This is a genomic window from Rossellomorea sp. GCM10028870 (genome assembly GCF_042666755.1).
In the GTDB taxonomy this organism is placed as follows: Bacteria; Bacillota; Bacilli; order Bacillales; family Bacillaceae_B; genus Rossellomorea.
In genome coordinates, this window is sequence record NZ_JBHTGN010000002.1 from 327,406 (window position 1) to 344,940 (window position 17,535).

The window sequence follows — 17,535 nt, forward strand, 5'->3', positions numbered from 1 at the left end:
TACTACCAATCTGTCTGTTGCTTTCACTTTACTAGAATCCCAGAATGAAAACGTTTACTATTTTCGGGTAAAAAGGTTTAATTTTTTTGGAAGTTTTTCATATAAAAAACCCCTGGCATCTGCCAGAGGTTTCTATTCCATATCATTCAATTCTTCATTAATCTTTCGAACGGCTTCTTCTGCAGACGTTCTTACATCCTTCCCTCCGATCCCCACGTCTTCGAATAAGGTTTTGACTGCATCGCTGACGACAGGATAGGCGGGGGTAACCGGTCTGTTCTTTGAATACTTCTGTGCTTGCTGTACGAAAATATTCTTAGGATATTCATTGAACTCGGGAAAGGCTTCTGCAACAGAATAACGGGCCGGAACATCCCCGGTGATTTCCACATACTTCTTTGCTCCTTCAAAGCTGGTGACGTAACGGATAAACTCCCACGCTTCATCAGGATAGTCGGTTTCAGACGATATGCCGAGGGACCAACCTCCATTCGGAACTGCCTGATACGTTCCCTTAGGAAGGGCTGTAATGCCGAAGTCCTCCCCCAATCGGAAGTCAGGATTCATCATCGAGAGGCTCTCCACCATCCATGAACCGAGCACCGTCATCCCAAGCTTTTCGGTTTCCAGTGCCTCAGGAGGCATCTCCACTTTGGCGACTTTATGGACTTGATACAGATCCTGATAAAACTGAAGTGCTTCAAGTGATTCCGGAGAGTTCAAATACCCCCTCGCCGTCTGATTATCCGGACCCAGTACGTCACCACCGAATTGCCAGAGGAGCGGCATCTTGAAGTAGGACGGGGACTCTCCATCAGGAAATCCCTGGGCCGGATCGATTCCCGTGACATCCGGGGATAACGCAGATATTTTCTTTGCTGCTTCAAGTACCTCTTCCCACGTCATCGGATCATTCGGGTTTTTGGATGGGAGCGGCACCCCGGCTTTTTCGAATAAATGAATATTATAAAAAAGTGCCACACTTGATTCTACAATCGGTGATAAGTAGATTTCATCCTCATACGTGATTCCCTTTAAAGTCGGAGAGGCCAGATCCTCTATGTGTCCACCATTTCTCATATAGCTGTCCAAAGATAGAAGAGAACCTGCACTGGCATAAAGGGCGAGGGTCGGCGTATCGATCGTCATGATATCAGGAGGGTCACCCGCTGCGATTTCGGTTCTAAGCTTCAACTCATAATCACCATATGCTATGGGGACCATCTCTACTTCAATTTCCGGATGCTCCTTATTGAACTCATTCACCAGCTCGTCATATGCCTGATTTTCGAGGTCCGTCCCCCTGTTTCTCCAGAATGTCAGGTGGATCTTAGACTCGTCACCCGCTTTTTCTCCTACTTGTTCTCCTCCACCATCTTGGAAGGAGGTGAAATAGAAGACGATGTATACCCCGGCCGTACCAATGAGAATCGAAGCTGTAAGATAGATGGCAGTTAATTTGTATTTCATCGCGCCTCCCCCGCCCTATCCGCTATCATGGATTTTCGATAGTCCAAGGGCTTCTGCCCGAATCTCTTCTTGAAAACGGTGCTGAAATAGCCTGAATTGGAGTAACCCACAAGATGAGCAATCTCAATGATCTTTAACTGTTCATCCATTAATAGGGACCGGGCTTTGTCCATTCGAAGATTTACGAGATAATCACTGAAATTCTGTCCCACCTGTTCTTTAAACATCTCCGATAAATAGGCTGAATTGATATGGAATTGATCCGCAAGGGAGGTTAAGGAAATTTCATTGGCGTAGTGCCGATCCATATACTGTCTCACATTCTCCACGATGGCGGTGCCATTTGAGGAACGGCGGGTTTCACTCACTTTTTCCGTAATCGACCTTGCTGCCTCCAGTAGATTTTCTTTCACCCGGTCCCTGGAGGTCAGTTCCCATATACTCAATTGACAGTTCCATATCATTTTCTTCATGTCATCGGAATACAGATCGTATTTCCTTGCCATGGATCCAAGCATGAACAGCACCCGGTTCGCAACAAAGGAATACGACATCATCGATTGCTGGTCACATTCTGCAAGACTCGCGAGGAGGAGTTTCTTGAAAGTGCCGAAATCACCCTGCTCCATACTGTTTGAAAGCTTCCATTCCGCTTCCTCCGTAAACTCGATGGTCTGCTTATTCGTTGTCCCATCGATGAGCTGAGACTTGGCGCCTGCTGAACTTTGACTCCAGGAAAGAAGCGATGAAATATACCCGTTCTTCAACTGAGATAAGCCTCTCACCTCTTTGCCTAACCCGATGACCGTTTCAAGTTTCAGATACGTGCTGACACTGCGTTGAAGCTCACTAACAAAAAGCCGAGCTTGATTCTCACCTGAATGATGATGACAGAGGAAATGGATCATATTCGGATAGCTCGTATCATAAAAGGACAAAACCCCCTCATGCTCATAGGATAATTCCCTGCACAGCATTCTGAAAGGGAGAAACAGCTCCCTTACCTGCTCACCTTCTAAGCTTCGAATTTCGACGGTGATAAACTGCACGACCGCATCCTCTCCTGCGAGTTCATCCAGCTTCAACTGCCGCAGTCTTTCCCCGGTGATGTTCAATTCCGCCCATTCATCCTTCACCAGATGAAGCAGGTACTGCTCCCTCATTTCCTCTGCATGATGGTGAATCAATTGGGTCATTCTGTCCGTTTCGATCCTTTTTTTCTTCTCGGCTTCGATTTCATGCTTGCTCTTTCTGAGGGCAGTGGATAATTCCTCTGGATCGACAGGCTTTAGGAGATAATCTTTAACGCCTTCGACCAACGACGATCGGACATACTCGAAATCAGCATAGCCAGACAACACAATGACCTTGATATCCGGATACTCGGCCGATAACGTCTTCACCAGTTGAATCCCATCCATGACGGGCATTCTGACATCGGTCAGGACGAGATCTGGCTTTTCTTCTTCTACGACCTGCAGCGCTTTCTTTCCATTCGAAGCCTCACCGACAATATCGTATCCTTCCTCTTCCCAATTGACCTTCCACTTGAGTCCTTTCCGAATCTGGATTTCATCATCGACCAGGATCACCTTCAGCATGAATATCCCCCCTTCCACTCTTTATGTACAAGGCAATGGTAGTGCCTTGCTTCTCTTCAGATGCAATGTGATAGGTAAAATTTTCTCCGTAATACAACTTCAAGCGGCCAAGGACATTTCTCAGCCCGATGCTCCGTCCTTTGCTCTCCAATACATTCCTCGATTCATGGCGTTCAAGAATATGCTTCAATTCTTCCACGATTGCCTCAGGGATTCCGATTCCGTTGTCTTCAATCACAATCTCCACCCAGTCATCCACTTTCTTCGTGGATATGTGGATAGAGGCTGCCGTCTTCTCTATGAAACTATATTTCACCGCATTCTCCACGAGTGGCTGTATGACAAACTTAATGATTGGTAGTGAGGCAGCATCAGGATCCTCCTGGATGGAAACCGTCAGAGCCTCTTCATAACGCAGCTTGAGAATTTCTGTAAACCTCCGTATATAGGTCATTTCCTCCCCAAGTGTCACCATGTCTGTTTCCGTATTGAGGGAATATCTCATGATTCTCCCTAAATGGATCGTGACGTCAATCACCTCTTTGTTTTTCCCTTGCGCTGCCAGCCCTCCGATGATTTCCAGGGTATTATTGAGGAAATGGGGATTGATTTGCAGGAGCAGTGCCTTGTACTCCGCATCCCGCCTGCGGATGTTCGCTTCATATTCAGTTTCAATCAGAGTGTTCAACCGGTTCGTTGTCTGTCCGAACACATCCACCACATACCCAATCTCGTCATTTGCCGTCTTGATCGAAGGGATGAAATCCTTCGCTCTTTTAAAGTCCCCTGTTTCCACCAGCTTCATGGCACCCGTCAATTTCCCTAACGGCTTGACAATCGTAGAAGAAAGAAGATAAGACGCCATAATCGTCAATAAGAAAATCCAGCCACTCGTCAAAAGAAGGTTCCTCTGAAGCTCATCGATCTTCGCGAACAATTCAGACTTGGTAATTTCACTGACGAGCACCCAGTCCCCTACCTTTACCTTTTGATAGAAGATCATATACTCTTCCTTCTCATAAGGGATTTCAATCAAGCCAGAGCTTCCGATCCCCGTTTTCATGGACTGCAAACTTTCTTTTACCACGCTCTTTGGTGTATCGATGCTGCCCGTCAGCACATTTCTGCCGCGGCCATCCAGCAGGTAAACCCTCCCGTTTTCCCCCAGCTTGATCTTACTTAACGCTTTCTCAAGAAGGGAGGATGGAAAGTTGACTTTAATCACACCGGATAAATCGAGGGTGTTGATATCAAATAGAGGAAGAAGATAACTGTTTACTTGGTCAGCCATCAAATCATTATGGGAACGCAGCCAGCGCTGGTCTTCTTCATAAAAATCGTTGAACCAAATCGTCTTCTCAAGAGGAGGAAGATTTCCCGCAGTGCCCGTCCCGTCGTTCAGATAAACAGACACGGACATCGCCTTGGAATTATTAATCATCATCGAGGATAACTCGGCCTTCAACTGGTTCTTCATCAAAAGCCGTTCGGCACTCGTAGCCTCTCCATCCTTTTCCTCGGACTTAATCCATTCCTGAGTCGTCGGGTTCACCAATACCTGCTTCCCTAAATCTTCTGCCTGGGAGGTGATCGAATCAATATATAATGAATATTGCTCCATCATCTCGATCGTCGAATCCTTCGTCCGGTCCTCCATGATGGACGTAAACCAGTTGGGGATCAAGATGGATAGAACCAGAAAAGGAAACGTCAGAAGCAACGTAAAGATCATAAATAATCGGTTGCGAAGTGAGAAAAACATAGCGCCTCCATTAATCGAGGCAGAATGATTATATTCTGCTTCCGTTTCTATCAGTGTATTTTTTTGAAAACTCAAACTACTATTCTTCTTAATTTACCATAGTATAGGAGGTCTAAAAAGATGGAAAATAAATTTGGGATGCTTGGTGGGAGGTGTCATGGTGCAAGTGTAAGGAGACCGTTGTTCCCTCATAGATCAGCCACAACAGAATCCTATGCAACGGGACACTTTTAATAGATTTCGTTCAATTTTGGCTGATAATGGCCTTAGATTGTCCATTTTAGCCGGAGATGGGATGATCAAAGGGGCTGCGAGACCTGATACAAGGATGAACATGTTAATAGAAATGGACTTCGCACAGTAATCGAGCCCGTTTGGACTACTTTCGAGCTTGATTCCGAAAGCCTGTTCTGGATTAATCAAAGAGCCGATCTTGGATAAATGATGTTCCAGTCTGGGTACGCCGGCGTTATGTTTTGCAATGAATTTAGTAAATGGATTTTGTAGAAAACAGCATTCAAATATATATACGGCATTGTCAAAGTTCGTATCATTGATAAATTCCTCCCAATAGTTGAAAGAAACTTTTTCATACGATTCCAAATCCAATTCATACACATCATAAGAGGCTAAATCATCCGCGATAAGAGAGTTACCGCCATCCTCTTTCCCCAATTCGTGATATTGAATAAAATATTAGGAGTCCACTTTTTCTTTTGTATACTTCCTGATTAGATCTTGCTCTTTCGGATATTTAGTCAAGATCTCCCTTAATTGAGTTTGATTTAAACAAGCAGTAAATTCGTAATCTGCAGGGTGCCCGGTATTTCCCTCCTGATAAAGCTTTACATTTAATCCGTACTCCTCCAAATGATGTTTGATATAGGTAGCTGTTGTAGTCTTGCCAGATCCAGGTATACATTCAACAATGATCAGCTTCGTATTCATGTCATACACTTCCCTTAGGTTTCTCTCTTTCTTGCCTTTTCGGCTCTACGTTTTCAATCTATTCCGCTCTTAAGGCATTCTCTATCTCGACCTATTTTTCCTTCTCAACCACTAGTTTAGAAATTTAGTGGGGATTTAACGATGGCGAGACATAAAAAAGCGACGGATCCATTAAATGGGTCGTTCGCTTTTTTTGATGCTTTGCTGACTTTTTTCGTACCATTTCCTTTACTTCCGGACCGTCTCGCACCGCCATGAAGTATGAGGCACCACAGATGCTAAAAACCCAATACTTCTATAAAAAATTGGAATGAGAGGTGATCATCATCAAGAACTTGAGAACTGTTGGGACTCCTTCGTAATTTCTGACAGCTCTAATTTTTAATCTATTTACTGTTTAGTTATTATTAGTAACTAATCAAGGGAAGAAAACATATAATCCACTTAAAATTACAAACCTTCATCCGATAATAAGGAAATTACTTCTTCAAAACTTTGTTTATTTTTATTTATTGAATCCTGAAGTTTCACATATATTTCATTTGGAATCGAAAAATTCTTTGAATCGAATTCTTCACGTATAGGAATTCCAGACATAGAGTTCATGACCAAATATAAAATTATCAGATTCAAAGTCTTATTTTCTAGAAATACAAAACTATTGTTATCGTCACTTTCATTTAGTTTTTTCATTTGTTCTTCTAAATAATGCTGGATAAGATGTTTATAGGGATGTTCTTCTTCATGATTTTTCATTCTAACTCATCCTCCTTCTTTCCAGAAGTGATCATACTAATTTGGTTTAATGAAGCAACCCCTTCATTTATTTCATCGGAATAGGCATATCCGTTGACTGTTGCAGTAAAAGTAAGGTGGGATTTCCATTTCAGTTGAAAGTTTGAAAAAGATAATTTTTCTCCTGGTTGAATGATGATATCCTCAGAAGGTTTCAGCCAATATTCTTCTTTATCCTCCGGGTTGTTCATTCGGTCCCATGCATCAGGAACTTTCATAGGCATTTTAGCTGTCCGGCTCAATATTTTCCCTGAAAATTGAAAAGGATGTTCCTGAGAAAATTTAATGCATATATGTGGGTTTGTAATAGGTTCTGTTCCTTGATTCGTTATATGATAGGTCCCTATGATCATATGTTCTTTTTCCAAATGATAAGAGATATTAAATGTGTATGTAAAATAACTGATCAACGAATGGCTAGCATCCATTTTATTATGCTGAATCAAATCTTTGATCTTACTAATATATAACTCATTTTCATTATTTAATTGATTGATCAAGTGTGTTAGTTCTTCAATATTTTTTTTTCCCATCATGATTTCACCCCTTAAAAAATAAAGAGAGAAGATGAATCTCCTCTCTCTATTCCTATGCCTTACAATTAACCGTTATTACCTCCATCTCCCATAGGCGGGAAAAGAACAGGACATTGTTCAGGTAATAGTGGAGTAGGGCAGACAGTAGGCAGAATGTCTCTTGGTTGACAGAAGTCAGCGACTAGCTCTAAAACAACTGGGAAGACTACTAGAATGCTTTGACACACACGGATTGATAATGAAACAGTTGTTAATGTCAGTGCATCAGTCCCGGCTGCAGCTACAAATGCTGTAACAAAGCAATCCGTATCGCTTGTTTCTGCTACGATTTCAGTACCCTCTGGTGCACACAGTACTACTTGCTCAAAACGGGTTGCTGTTAAAGGTACTGGAAGCGTTACGCTTACTCCATCCAATAACGTTACTGTGATCGTGTACGTAATGATTTTTTGAAGCGTCACTTCTTGCAAAGTGATTGTTGCTCCATCAATGATGAATTGACGGTCCTCACGTTCACCGACTTCAGTGATATCCACGTCAATGACGTTACAAGTAACTGAAAGAATGTCTTCTGGTGTAAGATCACCTAGTCCTGGAAAGGGAATTACAACACCTAGTGAAGTAATTTCAAAATTTGCTTCATTGATGATCCAATCATAAACCTTTTCAGTCCTGATACATAGAAGCTCTTGGCCTCCGGTTAAATTTTTTGCTTGCATAAATGCAAACACCTCCAATAATTTATTTTTTGTTTACATTTACATCATATGCTGATGAGCATTTTACGGCATAGGTTCATTACTCAATAACGTAAAGTTGTACTTTTGTCACCCTTTACAGTTTATGAAATAAAATGTGTTATATATCAAAGGATGGAAAGGTATAAATAATAAAGATATAGATATTCATTTTCCGCATTTTATACAGGAAGCACATAACAGTCATCGTTTAAGCCTTTATATACAAGATATTTAAATCAAGGTATCTTCAAATGTAAAAATCTATTTAAGGAGAAAGAAAAAAGAAAAGGAGTTTGGAGAAATGAATGAAAAAAATGATACTGAAGTTTTTGATATTAATTACTGCATAAAATTGATTAATATGGGATTCAAGGAAACCAAGGAAGAAATAAGATCGATACAAAGGGATATTTCAGAAGTAGCTGATGAAATACAAAGATTGCAGTATTTGCAGATGGAAGCAAAAGTTGCTCCAAAAAATAAGTATAAGAACAGTGAAGAGCGTCAGGAGCATATCAGTGCGCCCATCGATAATATTGAGAAAATGGAACTTGACCTCTTAAAGCAGGATATAGCAGCTTTAAAAGCATTACTCTTGAAGCAACAAACAGAGAGAAAACAAGATGTAGAGAATTCAACTCTAGTAAACCCACCTTCACACACGCACCAAAATCAGCAGCCTCAAATGCAGCCTTCCACCTTTAAAAAGCTTCAATCCATGCAGGGGTCAGCGTCGCAGGTTCAAAATAGATTAAAAAAAATGAATCTCCCACCAGTATCAAATAATTCCTGGCAGTCTATAAATCAGGAATCAAAAGCTGAGTTCCTAAATCGAAAGAGACAAAGTCAGTTATCTCAACAACATAGTACAAAACATACACAGCATCCTGCAAAATCCAGGAAACATGCGAAAGATACAGTAACTGACTCAAATAACTCCCAACAAGTAAACCATCATCCAAAAGCTTCATTAGAAAAAGACAAAACCAATCATCAAACTGATCCGGGAGAAATGGGAAAAACTGCAAAAAATAAGCAGGAGGCTAAACTCCCTCAAACACAGGAAACCAGTAGCTCTGATTCATCATTTACATCATCTATCCTTTCAATTTTTAAAAATAAAGAATGACTGATCCCTTTATAGTGCCAGGATTAGTCCACCAGGAAATGATTGATCACGGAAAAAGAAGCCTTCCATATGAAGCGTGCGGGATTCTGTCGGGAAATCAAAAAGTAGTTAAATCCATTTGGAAGCTACAAAATGAATTACAGTCCGATCGGCGTTTTTTTATCAGTAGATCGGTTATTGAAAATACGCTCATACAAATTGAAGAGTTAAATCAAGAAGTTTTAGCAATTTATCATACCCATCCCACCACTTCTCCTAAACCTTCATACTATGATATCAGATCTCATACTGATCCGGCTGTCATGATGGTGATCGTTTCATTCAAAACCAGTCCTCCACAAACCAAATGGTACAAAGTAACAAACGGAAACGTGAATGAATACCTATTTACGATCGAACCAATCTCATAGCCCATGCCATTCTTCCAAATATGCTTATACTATTCTATCAAACTTAAGGAGATGATAACGTGTACCAGAAAAAAACGACTACTAAAGGTCCTAGAGTTGTTGAATTAAAGACAACAAAAAAAAATAAATTAGTAGCATATAAAAAAGGTTGTGGGTGTGGAGGAAATCGTAAAAAGTCATGAAAGTATTTTAAAGGCTGCCATTTTCCCGGCAGCTTTTCTTTATCTCCTTAGATAATAAATGATACTTATTTACAGGCAATGTAACATTTAGTTCTAAAGCACCATATAATAATATATGTACTTGTATAAGTGCAAACATCTCCAATTGGGTACTTGCACTGCAAGTACTCCTTTTTTGGTTATTTATAGGAGGGTAAGAACCTTCCTATATAAGGTCTCATGATCCAATCCATCTCATCCCCTGCCACCTGGGGACAAGAATCAATTAAATGGATGGGATAAAAGATGGGAAGCAACATCAGTTTTTCAGTATAAAAAATGACTACACCCTAAAAACAAAGACACCAGACCGATTGGTGTGCGAACTTGGTATTCACCATGATGACACCGATTAATCAAACTTGAGGTTTTCATCACATATTCGGCTAGTGGATTTTCAAGGTGGTTTGGTTAATTCGAAATTTGAATTATTAATCCGATTTTCAATTAATTGATCCTCTGTGTCGAATTTTCTTTATGCTCACTGAAGACTCAACAGGCAATGCTTATTATTAATATCAAATTCCCCTTGCTATGAAACCCGTTTCATACTTTAGGCTAAAGGGAGAATGTGAAGCATCACATTCTCCCTTTACGATTGGCGTTACGCCATTTCTGGCGGCGTGACAATCACAGAGATAGAAGTGTTCATCAAGCATGAACACTTTTTTATTGAAAATAAGCACCCTAACCTCTTAACCTGGTAATCTATGCTACCATGGGAATAACAAGAAGGGGGATGAAATCAAATGTCCATGTTCAATAAAGTGATTGCCAGTTTCGGCATTGGTTCCGCGACGGTTGATACAAAGGTGAAGAATGCCTATATTCAGCAGGGTGAGATGCTCGAGGGAGTCGTGGAGGTGAAGGGCGGAAGCACGGATCAACGAATCGAGTCGATCCACCTGAAGCTGATGACGCTGTACGGCCATGAAGGCGGCGACCGACTGTCACCTGCTGTCGTGGAAGTCCACCAGCTGAATGAGCCCTTTACCATATCCAAGGGAGAAAAGAAGCACATTCCGTTCTCATTCCAGGTGCCTCTGGATACGCCGATCACGATGATACACCCTGAAACGCAGAAGAATGTGCCGCCGGTCTGGATCGATACTGGCATCGATATCAAAAATGCCGTCGATCCCAAGGACAGGGATTATGTATCTGTAGACCCTTCAACCGTTCATGAAAACATCATTGATGCCATCAAGGTCATCGGATTTAAATTCAAGCAGATGGAGAGTCAGAATACCCCGGCATGGGTGAAAACGAACCGTCCTTTCGTGCAGCAATATGAATTCACCCCAACTTTCGGGAAATACAGCCGGAAGCTTGATGAACTCGAAGTCTACATCCTTCAGGGCGATCATGAAACCATCATCTATTTCGAAATCGACAAGCGCAGCAAAGGATCGATGGCTGCCTTTAAAGAAAAATTCAACTTGGATGAACACAGAGGAAGCGTGACCCTCGACAATCAGGAGATCCTGATTAACAGAAGCCGTGTGAGTGATACGTTTGAGGAGATTATTGATGAAGTTCTTTGAATCGTAAATAGCTGAAGAAAATCATAACAAAAAACGATCAGAAGTATGGGAACCCCCTGATCGTTTTTTGTTACACCCTCTCCAGTAAACAGGGATGAAAGATTAACATGATTCTCTCCCACTGGCCAGCTTTGGCCCAGTTGACCTTTTGAAAGAAAAGAGGATCATTAATCCCCCCAACATCGCACACATTCCATACATAAAGGAGTAGGACGAGAAGTCGGCGAGTGGGCCCATCACCACCCCACCTAGGGAAACTCCTAAGTCGGCCGTTGCAATGAAGAGCCCTAGAAGGACATTCCGTTCCACTTTCGGAAGGACAAAAGATAAATACGTGGTGAGAGTTGGATAAATCAACGCCTGTGCCATTCCGATTCCGACAGCCCCCACATAGAATGAGACGCTGCCGAACGATTGAGAGAAGCTGATGCATAGAGCTGCCAGCGCGAGAAGAAGCATGGTTCCCATGACAAAGGGGGCATGCCATTCACCGTCAGATGGAATATGTTTTCTCAAGGTGAACCGTGCAAACACAACGGTTGCAGCCTGCAGCATGAGGAATACTCCGGCACTTCCACTCTCCATTTGTAATGCGAATAGAGGGATGAAGGTAGTGATGGCCCCGAATATGATAGAAGAACCAAGCATTAGTACGCTGCATCGGAACAGGAAAGGATTTTTCACCAGTTGAGTGAAGGAGGCAAGCATCTTTCCCTCCTTCCCATCTATTACCGGTACCGGTTCATCTTCTTTCGTCTCCAACTTGGCGCTGTACCCAAATAAGCCCGTCACAACTGCAAGCCCGATCATGACATAACCGAATGAATCCATCCCTTCCTGCCAGATTCCGATGGCCAGTAGCGGACCAAGGATTCCTGGAATGTAAGAAAATAAAGAATAAAGCGAGATGCCTTGCGACCGGTCTTTCTCAGGCAGTGCATCAATGATGCCGATTTGCATGGCCATGGAAAAGAAGGCCGTCGCCACCCCCTGCAGCATCCGGGCCACGAGATAACCGCCGAGTCCTGAAATGGCATACAGGACAAGGGCAAGCCCGTTCAGGATCAGGATGATGCGCAGGATCCGGATCGGTCCGTGTTTTTGAATGATCTGACCAGCCCACGGCCGGAAGAACATCGTCGTAAATAGATATGCCCCCATCACCAGGCCGATCGTCGTGTTGCTTGCTCCCCACTCTTTTCCTTGAAGGGGGATGAGCACATTCAGGATGGCATTGGAACTGAAATAACAAAGGACTACCAGATAAAGTCGTAAGAATGGCCACGATAATGCTCCATTCACTGTCTATCGCCTCCTATTTTTCTTGGTGATTTCCGGGACTAAAACGTGATTAGTGCCCGCAACAGCTGTTTCGCATAATCGGATTGAACATCCTTTAATCGTTCCGTTTCCACCATTTCTTCCACCTGTCCGTTGCGAAAGATGAGGATGCGGTCGCAGATATAGGCGGCAGCCTGAATATCATGGGTGATGAACACATAGGTCATGCTATGTGTTTCTTTCAGTTCCCTTAATAGATTCAACACCTGTAATTGCACCGACACATCAAGGGAACTGATGGCTTCATCAAAGAGGATGCAGTCGGGCTCCGTGGAGATCGCTCTTGCGATGCACACCCTTTGAATCTCTCCACCGGACAATTCATGGGGATATTTACGCTTGTATGTATGTGGCAAGCCTACTTCACTCAGCAGTCCTTCGACCTTTATGGCCTTCTGATCCGCTGATATCTTCTGCAGCTCGAGTGGCTCAAGGATGGCCTGCTCTACCGTAAAAAATGGATTGATGGAGGATTTGTAATCCTGGAACACCGCGCTGATCTTCCCGATTCGGCGGTTCCTCTCCGATACATCGACCCCATTTAGGGTAACGGTTCCCCTGTCCGGCTTTTCAATCCCGATCAGGAGCCGGCCCAGTGTCGATTTACCGCTTCCGCTTTCCCCGATGATGCCCAGACATTCTCCCCGCTTCACTTCAAAGCTGACATCGGTCAGCACTTGCACCCTCTTTTTCGTAAAGAGGTCTCCACGTTGATATGATTTGTTTACATGATTAGCATTCAGCATATTAAGGACTCCCCATCTGACTGTTAAAATGGTGACTCAACGATTTCCGGGTGGATACCAGGTATTTCGTATACTCTTTTTCCGGCTCTGTGAAAACCGATTGAGCCTTTCCCCGTTCAATGATCCTGCCGTCCTTCATCACCAATAAATCATCGGCTATGTGACGGACCACTCCCAAATCATGGGATACGAAGATCATGGAGCACCCCATCCTTTCCCGTAACCCGATCAGCTGATTCACCACTTCATACTGGGTAATGGTATCAAGTGCTGTCGTAGGCTCATCGGCTATGATGAGATCAGGTTCGAGGATAAGGGCAAGGGCAATCATGATCCTCTGAAGCATACCTCCCGATAATTGATGAGGATATGTATTGAGCACTTCTTCAGGATTCTTGATCATGACGCTTTCAATGGCGAGTTTAAGCTTTCGTTCCGTCTCCCTTTTAGACCAGTTGAAATGTTCCGCTGTTGCCTGACGTAGATGAACGCCTATGACGCGTGATGGATCAAATGCGGTCATCCCATTCTGCATGATCATGTACATCTGTTTGCCCCGTTTCTTCCTCATCCCTTTTTTCGAAAGGGTTAGGAGATCTTCCCCTTTAAAAAGAACGGTACCGGTTTCTTTCAGCCATGGTTGGTTCAACCTCATCAGCGACCGGCATGTCAGGGATTTACCACTTCCGCTTTCCCCGACGATGGCGAGTGTCCTCCCCTTCTTTACGTGGAAGGAGCTATCCTTCACAAGCCATTCGTCCGTCTTGTCATCGACGATGGACAGGCCGTTAACCTCGAGAATATTCATTTTGTTTCAGTCACCTCTTTTCTTGATCCCGCGTTGATAAGTGACAGGGTGTTCCTCCTGGAAACCCTTGTACCCCCGGCTCCTTGGATCCAAAGCAACCTGCAGGGAGTCTGAGAGAAAATTGAAGGCCATCACAATGATGATGATGGAGAAACCGGGTGCCAATAATAGCTCCGGCCTTGTAAACATCACCGAGCGGGCTTCGCTCAGCATCATTCCCCACTCTGCCGTAGGGGCCTGGACCCCCAATCCGAGAAAGGAGAAGCCTGAAATCTGCAGAATCATCGAGGAAATCGAACTGCTGGAAATGACCGTGATATCGGCAAACGTCACAGGCAGGATATGCTTGAGCATGATCCTGCCGTGACCCACCCCGATGACCCTTGCATACCTCACATAATCAGATTCGGCAAATTGTCTGACCGAAGTCCGGATGACCCGGGCAAACCATGCCCATTTAGTGACAATAAAGGCAATCATTATATTTTCAAGCCCGACCCCAAGCACACCGATAATGGCAAGGGCCATGACATATCCGGGAAATGACAGCATGATATCACAGACTCTCATCAGAAACGCATCCACTCTTCCCCCGAAATATCCCGACAGGAAACCGACGATCGCCCCGATCACCACGGAAATGGCCAGTGCGAGCAAGACCCACAAGACACTCGGCCGGATGCCGAAAAGGATCCTCGACAAGATGCAGCGCCCCAAATGATCATTCCCTAACAGATAATCCCATGAAGGAGGTGCATATCGTAAGCCCATATCGACTTCCACAGGATCATGTGGAGCAATGAATGGCGCAAACAGACCACACAGGAGGGTCAAGAAAATGACGATCAACGATACCATCGCCAGCTTATCATGATGTAAATTCGTTAATTGTCTCATTTAATGATCATTCCTAACTTTAGGATTAACAGCGGCATTCAAGATGTCAGAAATGGCATTGAACATCACGAATGCCACAGCCACGATCAGTACATACGCCTGAACGACTGGAAAGTCCCTGCTGACAATGGATCTGATACTCAAACTTCCCACTCCCGGCCAGGCAAACACACTTTCTACGACAACCGTACTCCCTAATATGATTGGTACCGCCATACAGAAGACCGAAATGGCGACATGCAGAGAGTTACGTATGATACGGGCGGTGACGCGCCATTCTTTCAAGCCGCATGCCCTGGCATAAAGTACATAATCCTCACTTAGTTGACGGAGCATCGAGCTTCTTACGACCCGAAAGTATATCCCCGCATAACTGATGGTAATGACCAGGACCGGGAGGATATAACTTGTATAGGAGTACATTCCATTCGTCGGAAATAGATCAAGCTTCACAGAAAAATACCAGATCAATAAAGATGCCAGTAAGTAGGAAGGCATGGCCGTCAAGAAGAACGAGATACCCCTGACAAACTGATCCACCGCTTTGTCCTGATGCAATGCACAAATCACTCCAAGAAGAACCGACAGAATCATGACCGCAACCGAGGAAATGAGCGTCAACTTCACTGTATTGAACAAAGCGGGTCCAAGGAGCGACCATACCGGCTGTCCCGTGACAAAAGATGTTCCAAAGTCCAACCTGAGACTGTCCATCAGCCAATCCCCGTACTGAAGGAGGAAGGGCCGGTCAAACCCGAACTCCTTCCTCGTCTCTTCCATCAGTTCATCCGTAATGACCGGTATCCCCTGGGACTTGAGGACGACCTCAGCCGGATCCATGGGGGATAAACTCATCAACACGAACGTTATAAATGAAATAATCAATAGGACCGGGATCGATACCAATAGTCTTCTAATGATGTATCGTATCAAGACAATCCTCCTTTCGGGAATCCAGGGTAACGACTCCCTTTTTCATTATTTGAGTCTCATCTGTTCGAATGGCAGTTCAAACTGTGTTTGTTTGAATGTCAGCCCCTTTAAACCTTTAGGTGCCACAACCGTCATCCGGCCATTCGATATCGGAATAAATACGGCTTCGTCATGAACAATCGTCAAAATCTCCTTATAGAGTGCTTTCCTCTTTCCTTCGTCCGTCGTCACCATCACTTCATTTATTTTCCTATAAAGCTCATCCGCCTGCCTGATGCCTTTGGTTGTATGAAGGTACGAAGCATCGGAAGTGAACGCCGCGATCGTACTGACCGGATCATACGCGAGACCCCATGTTTGATTGAATAATAATTCATATTCACCGGTTGATCGTCTATTTGCGATGGATGTGGATTCCTCACCGACGATTTCAAGACTTGCGCCAATTTTCTTCAATGAGCTTTGGATGAATTCAGCCTCTGTTTTTTGAGAAGGCGAATTGACGTCATAATAAAGCTTCATGGCCAAAGGACGTCCATTCTTTTCACGGACCCTATCATCACCGGACATCCAGCCATTTTCTTCTAACAACTTTTTAGCTTTATTGACATCGAAGTCTCTCTTCTCAAGGTCAATATCTGCATAAAGGACATTGGATGAAAATAAGGTATGGGCTTCTGTTTCCGTCCTGTCCAAAATATCTTCTGAGATCGTCTCCCGGTCAATGGCGTACCAGATCGCTTCACGAACCGCCGTCTCGGTAACGGGACTATCCGTTTTGCTGCTATTGGCGACGATCATCTTCGTATTCATCGCCTCACTTCTTTCCACTTGGTGATCTCCTGTATCGACAAGCTGGTTCATCGCTTCCACATTCAGGCTGTCTGCACCGCGATCATCTGTGAAGGCAAAGTTGATCTCCCCTTTTTGTAAAGCCAGGAATGTCGTCTCCCCTGCAGGAAGCACCTTCGCTGTAATTTCCTTGATGGAAGGCGCCCCTCCCCAATAGTCTTCGTTTGCTTCAAAGCGGGCGAACTCGTCTACCTTATGTTCCCCGAGGATATAGGGTCCGGTGCCGTGATAACCATTCACTCCATCCTTCGTTTCTCCATTTTTGAAGTCATTGGGTGACAGGAACACATAAGGCCTCGTCATCGAAAGCTCTGTTAAGGCAGGATAATAGGGTTCAGACAGGGCAAGTTCCACCGTATGCTCGTCAACGACCCGAACCTCCTCAATTTTAGTGGACAGCTTGATCCACGCGTGCTTCTCCGCATTCCGCTGTACCGCTTCAATGTTCTTCTTCACGGCCTCGGCATTGAACGGCTCCCCGTCATGGAAGGTGACACCTTGCCTAAGATGGAATGTATACACCTTGCCATCACCTGAAATCTCCCAGGATTCAGCAAGCAGCGGCTTGATGCCATCCTCTGTATTTTCAACCAATGATTCATACACTTTCCCCTGGGCAGCCATAGACCCTGTGTATAAATGTGGGTTCATATCATTGATATCCTTGGCCGTCGCATAAACCAGTTCATTCTTATCTGCGTCCTGTTCACCTTCTGTTTTCGCTCCGCAGGCAGTGAGGATCATCATCAAAAGAATCATTACGCTTAATGTCCATCTCTTCTTCATCCTATTTTTCTCTCCT

18 protein-coding genes are annotated in these 17,535 nt (G+C 44.0%); 4 read left to right on the forward strand and 14 right to left on the reverse strand.

Annotated features, from left to right (window positions below; genetic code table 11):
* Positions 1-132: 132 nt before the first annotated feature.
* The 8 genes from ACFQWC_RS12405 to ACFQWC_RS12440 all read right to left on the reverse strand — a co-directional run bounded on the left by ACFQWC_RS12405 (position 133) and on the right by ACFQWC_RS12440 (position 7,831).
* Complete coding sequence (locus ACFQWC_RS12405) at positions 133-1,470, reverse strand: ABC transporter substrate-binding protein (protein WP_377107577.1); 1,338 nt, start codon at positions 1,468-1,470, stop codon at positions 133-135.
* Positions 1,467-3,071, reverse strand: a complete 1,605-nt coding sequence (locus tag ACFQWC_RS12410) for a response regulator transcription factor (protein ID WP_377107579.1) — start codon at positions 3,069-3,071, stop codon at positions 1,467-1,469. Before ACFQWC_RS12410 ends, ACFQWC_RS12405 begins: the two co-directional genes overlap by 4 nt.
* The gene (locus ACFQWC_RS12415) at positions 3,046-4,908 is read right to left on the reverse strand and encodes a sensor histidine kinase (protein WP_299745752.1); all 1,863 of its coding nucleotides are present in this window, start codon (positions 4,906-4,908) and stop codon (positions 3,046-3,048) included. Before ACFQWC_RS12415 ends, ACFQWC_RS12410 begins: the two co-directional genes overlap by 26 nt.
* Positions 4,909-5,028: 120 nt before the next feature.
* On the reverse strand, positions 5,029-5,442 hold the full coding sequence (locus ACFQWC_RS12420) for a P-loop NTPase family protein (protein WP_377107582.1): 414 nt from the start codon (positions 5,440-5,442) through the stop codon (positions 5,029-5,031).
* Positions 5,443-5,529: 87 nt separating this feature from the next.
* The gene (locus tag ACFQWC_RS12425; RefSeq protein WP_377107584.1) at positions 5,530-5,781 is read right to left on the reverse strand and encodes a P-loop NTPase family protein; all 252 of its coding nucleotides are present in this window, start codon (positions 5,779-5,781) and stop codon (positions 5,530-5,532) included.
* Between the two features lie 450 nt (positions 5,782-6,231).
* A complete protein-coding gene (locus tag ACFQWC_RS12430) occupies positions 6,232-6,537 on the reverse strand; it encodes a hypothetical protein (RefSeq protein ID WP_377107586.1) in 306 nt (101 codons plus the stop codon).
* Complete coding sequence (locus ACFQWC_RS12435; RefSeq protein ID WP_377107588.1) at positions 6,534-7,112, reverse strand: hypothetical protein; 579 nt, start codon at positions 7,110-7,112, stop codon at positions 6,534-6,536. The genes ACFQWC_RS12430 and ACFQWC_RS12435 overlap by 4 nt, the downstream gene beginning before the upstream one ends.
* A gap of 65 nt (positions 7,113-7,177) precedes the next feature.
* Positions 7,178-7,831, reverse strand: a complete 654-nt coding sequence (locus ACFQWC_RS12440) for a BMQ_0737 family morphogenetic spore coat protein (RefSeq protein ID WP_377107590.1) — start codon at positions 7,829-7,831, stop codon at positions 7,178-7,180.
* A 322-nt stretch (positions 7,832-8,153) separates the two neighbouring features.
* Here ACFQWC_RS12440 and ACFQWC_RS12445 point away from each other — a divergent pair, with 322 nt between their 5' ends.
* The 4 genes from ACFQWC_RS12445 to ACFQWC_RS12460 all read left to right on the forward strand — a co-directional run bounded on the left by ACFQWC_RS12445 (position 8,154) and on the right by ACFQWC_RS12460 (position 11,156).
* The gene (locus tag ACFQWC_RS12445) at positions 8,154-8,981 is read left to right on the forward strand and encodes a hypothetical protein (protein WP_377107592.1); all 828 of its coding nucleotides are present in this window, start codon (positions 8,154-8,156) and stop codon (positions 8,979-8,981) included.
* A gap of 14 nt (positions 8,982-8,995) precedes the next feature.
* A complete protein-coding gene (locus tag ACFQWC_RS12450; protein ID WP_377107595.1) occupies positions 8,996-9,391 on the forward strand; it encodes a M67 family metallopeptidase in 396 nt (131 codons plus the stop codon).
* Positions 9,392-9,450: 59 nt separating this feature from the next.
* Positions 9,451-9,573, forward strand: coding sequence for a hypothetical protein (locus ACFQWC_RS12455; protein ID WP_377107597.1), 123 nt, complete (start codon positions 9,451-9,453; stop codon positions 9,571-9,573).
* A 788-nt stretch (positions 9,574-10,361) separates the two neighbouring features.
* On the forward strand, positions 10,362-11,156 hold the full coding sequence (locus tag ACFQWC_RS12460) for a sporulation protein (protein ID WP_377107599.1): 795 nt from the start codon (positions 10,362-10,364) through the stop codon (positions 11,154-11,156).
* 102 nt (positions 11,157-11,258) lie between these two features.
* On the opposite strand, the gene cntE is transcribed toward ACFQWC_RS12460, so the two are convergent.
* The 6 genes from cntE to cntA are packed head-to-tail and all read right to left on the reverse strand — an operon-like array spanning position 11,259 to position 17,519.
* A complete protein-coding gene (gene cntE, locus ACFQWC_RS12465; protein WP_377107601.1) occupies positions 11,259-12,458 on the reverse strand; it encodes a staphylopine family metallophore export MFS transporter CntE in 1,200 nt (399 codons plus the stop codon).
* A gap of 38 nt (positions 12,459-12,496) precedes the next feature.
* Positions 12,497-13,243 (reverse strand): ABC transporter ATP-binding protein, encoded by a 747-nt coding sequence (locus ACFQWC_RS12470; protein WP_377107603.1) that lies wholly within the window; start codon positions 13,241-13,243, stop codon positions 12,497-12,499.
* Between the two features lies 1 nt (position 13,244).
* On the reverse strand, positions 13,245-14,051 hold the full coding sequence (cntD, locus tag ACFQWC_RS12475) for a staphylopine uptake ABC transporter ATP-binding protein CntD (RefSeq protein WP_377107605.1): 807 nt from the start codon (positions 14,049-14,051) through the stop codon (positions 13,245-13,247).
* Between the two features lie 6 nt (positions 14,052-14,057).
* Complete coding sequence (cntC, locus tag ACFQWC_RS12480; protein ID WP_377107607.1) at positions 14,058-14,948, reverse strand: staphylopine uptake ABC transporter permease subunit CntC; 891 nt, start codon at positions 14,946-14,948, stop codon at positions 14,058-14,060.
* On the reverse strand, positions 14,949-15,881 hold the full coding sequence (opp1B, locus tag ACFQWC_RS12485; protein ID WP_377107609.1) for a nickel/cobalt ABC transporter permease: 933 nt from the start codon (positions 15,879-15,881) through the stop codon (positions 14,949-14,951).
* 45 nt (positions 15,882-15,926) lie between these two features.
* Positions 15,927-17,519, reverse strand: a complete 1,593-nt coding sequence (cntA, locus tag ACFQWC_RS12490) for a staphylopine-dependent metal ABC transporter substrate-binding lipoprotein (RefSeq protein ID WP_377107611.1) — start codon at positions 17,517-17,519, stop codon at positions 15,927-15,929.
* Positions 17,520-17,535: the final 16 nt, after the last annotated feature.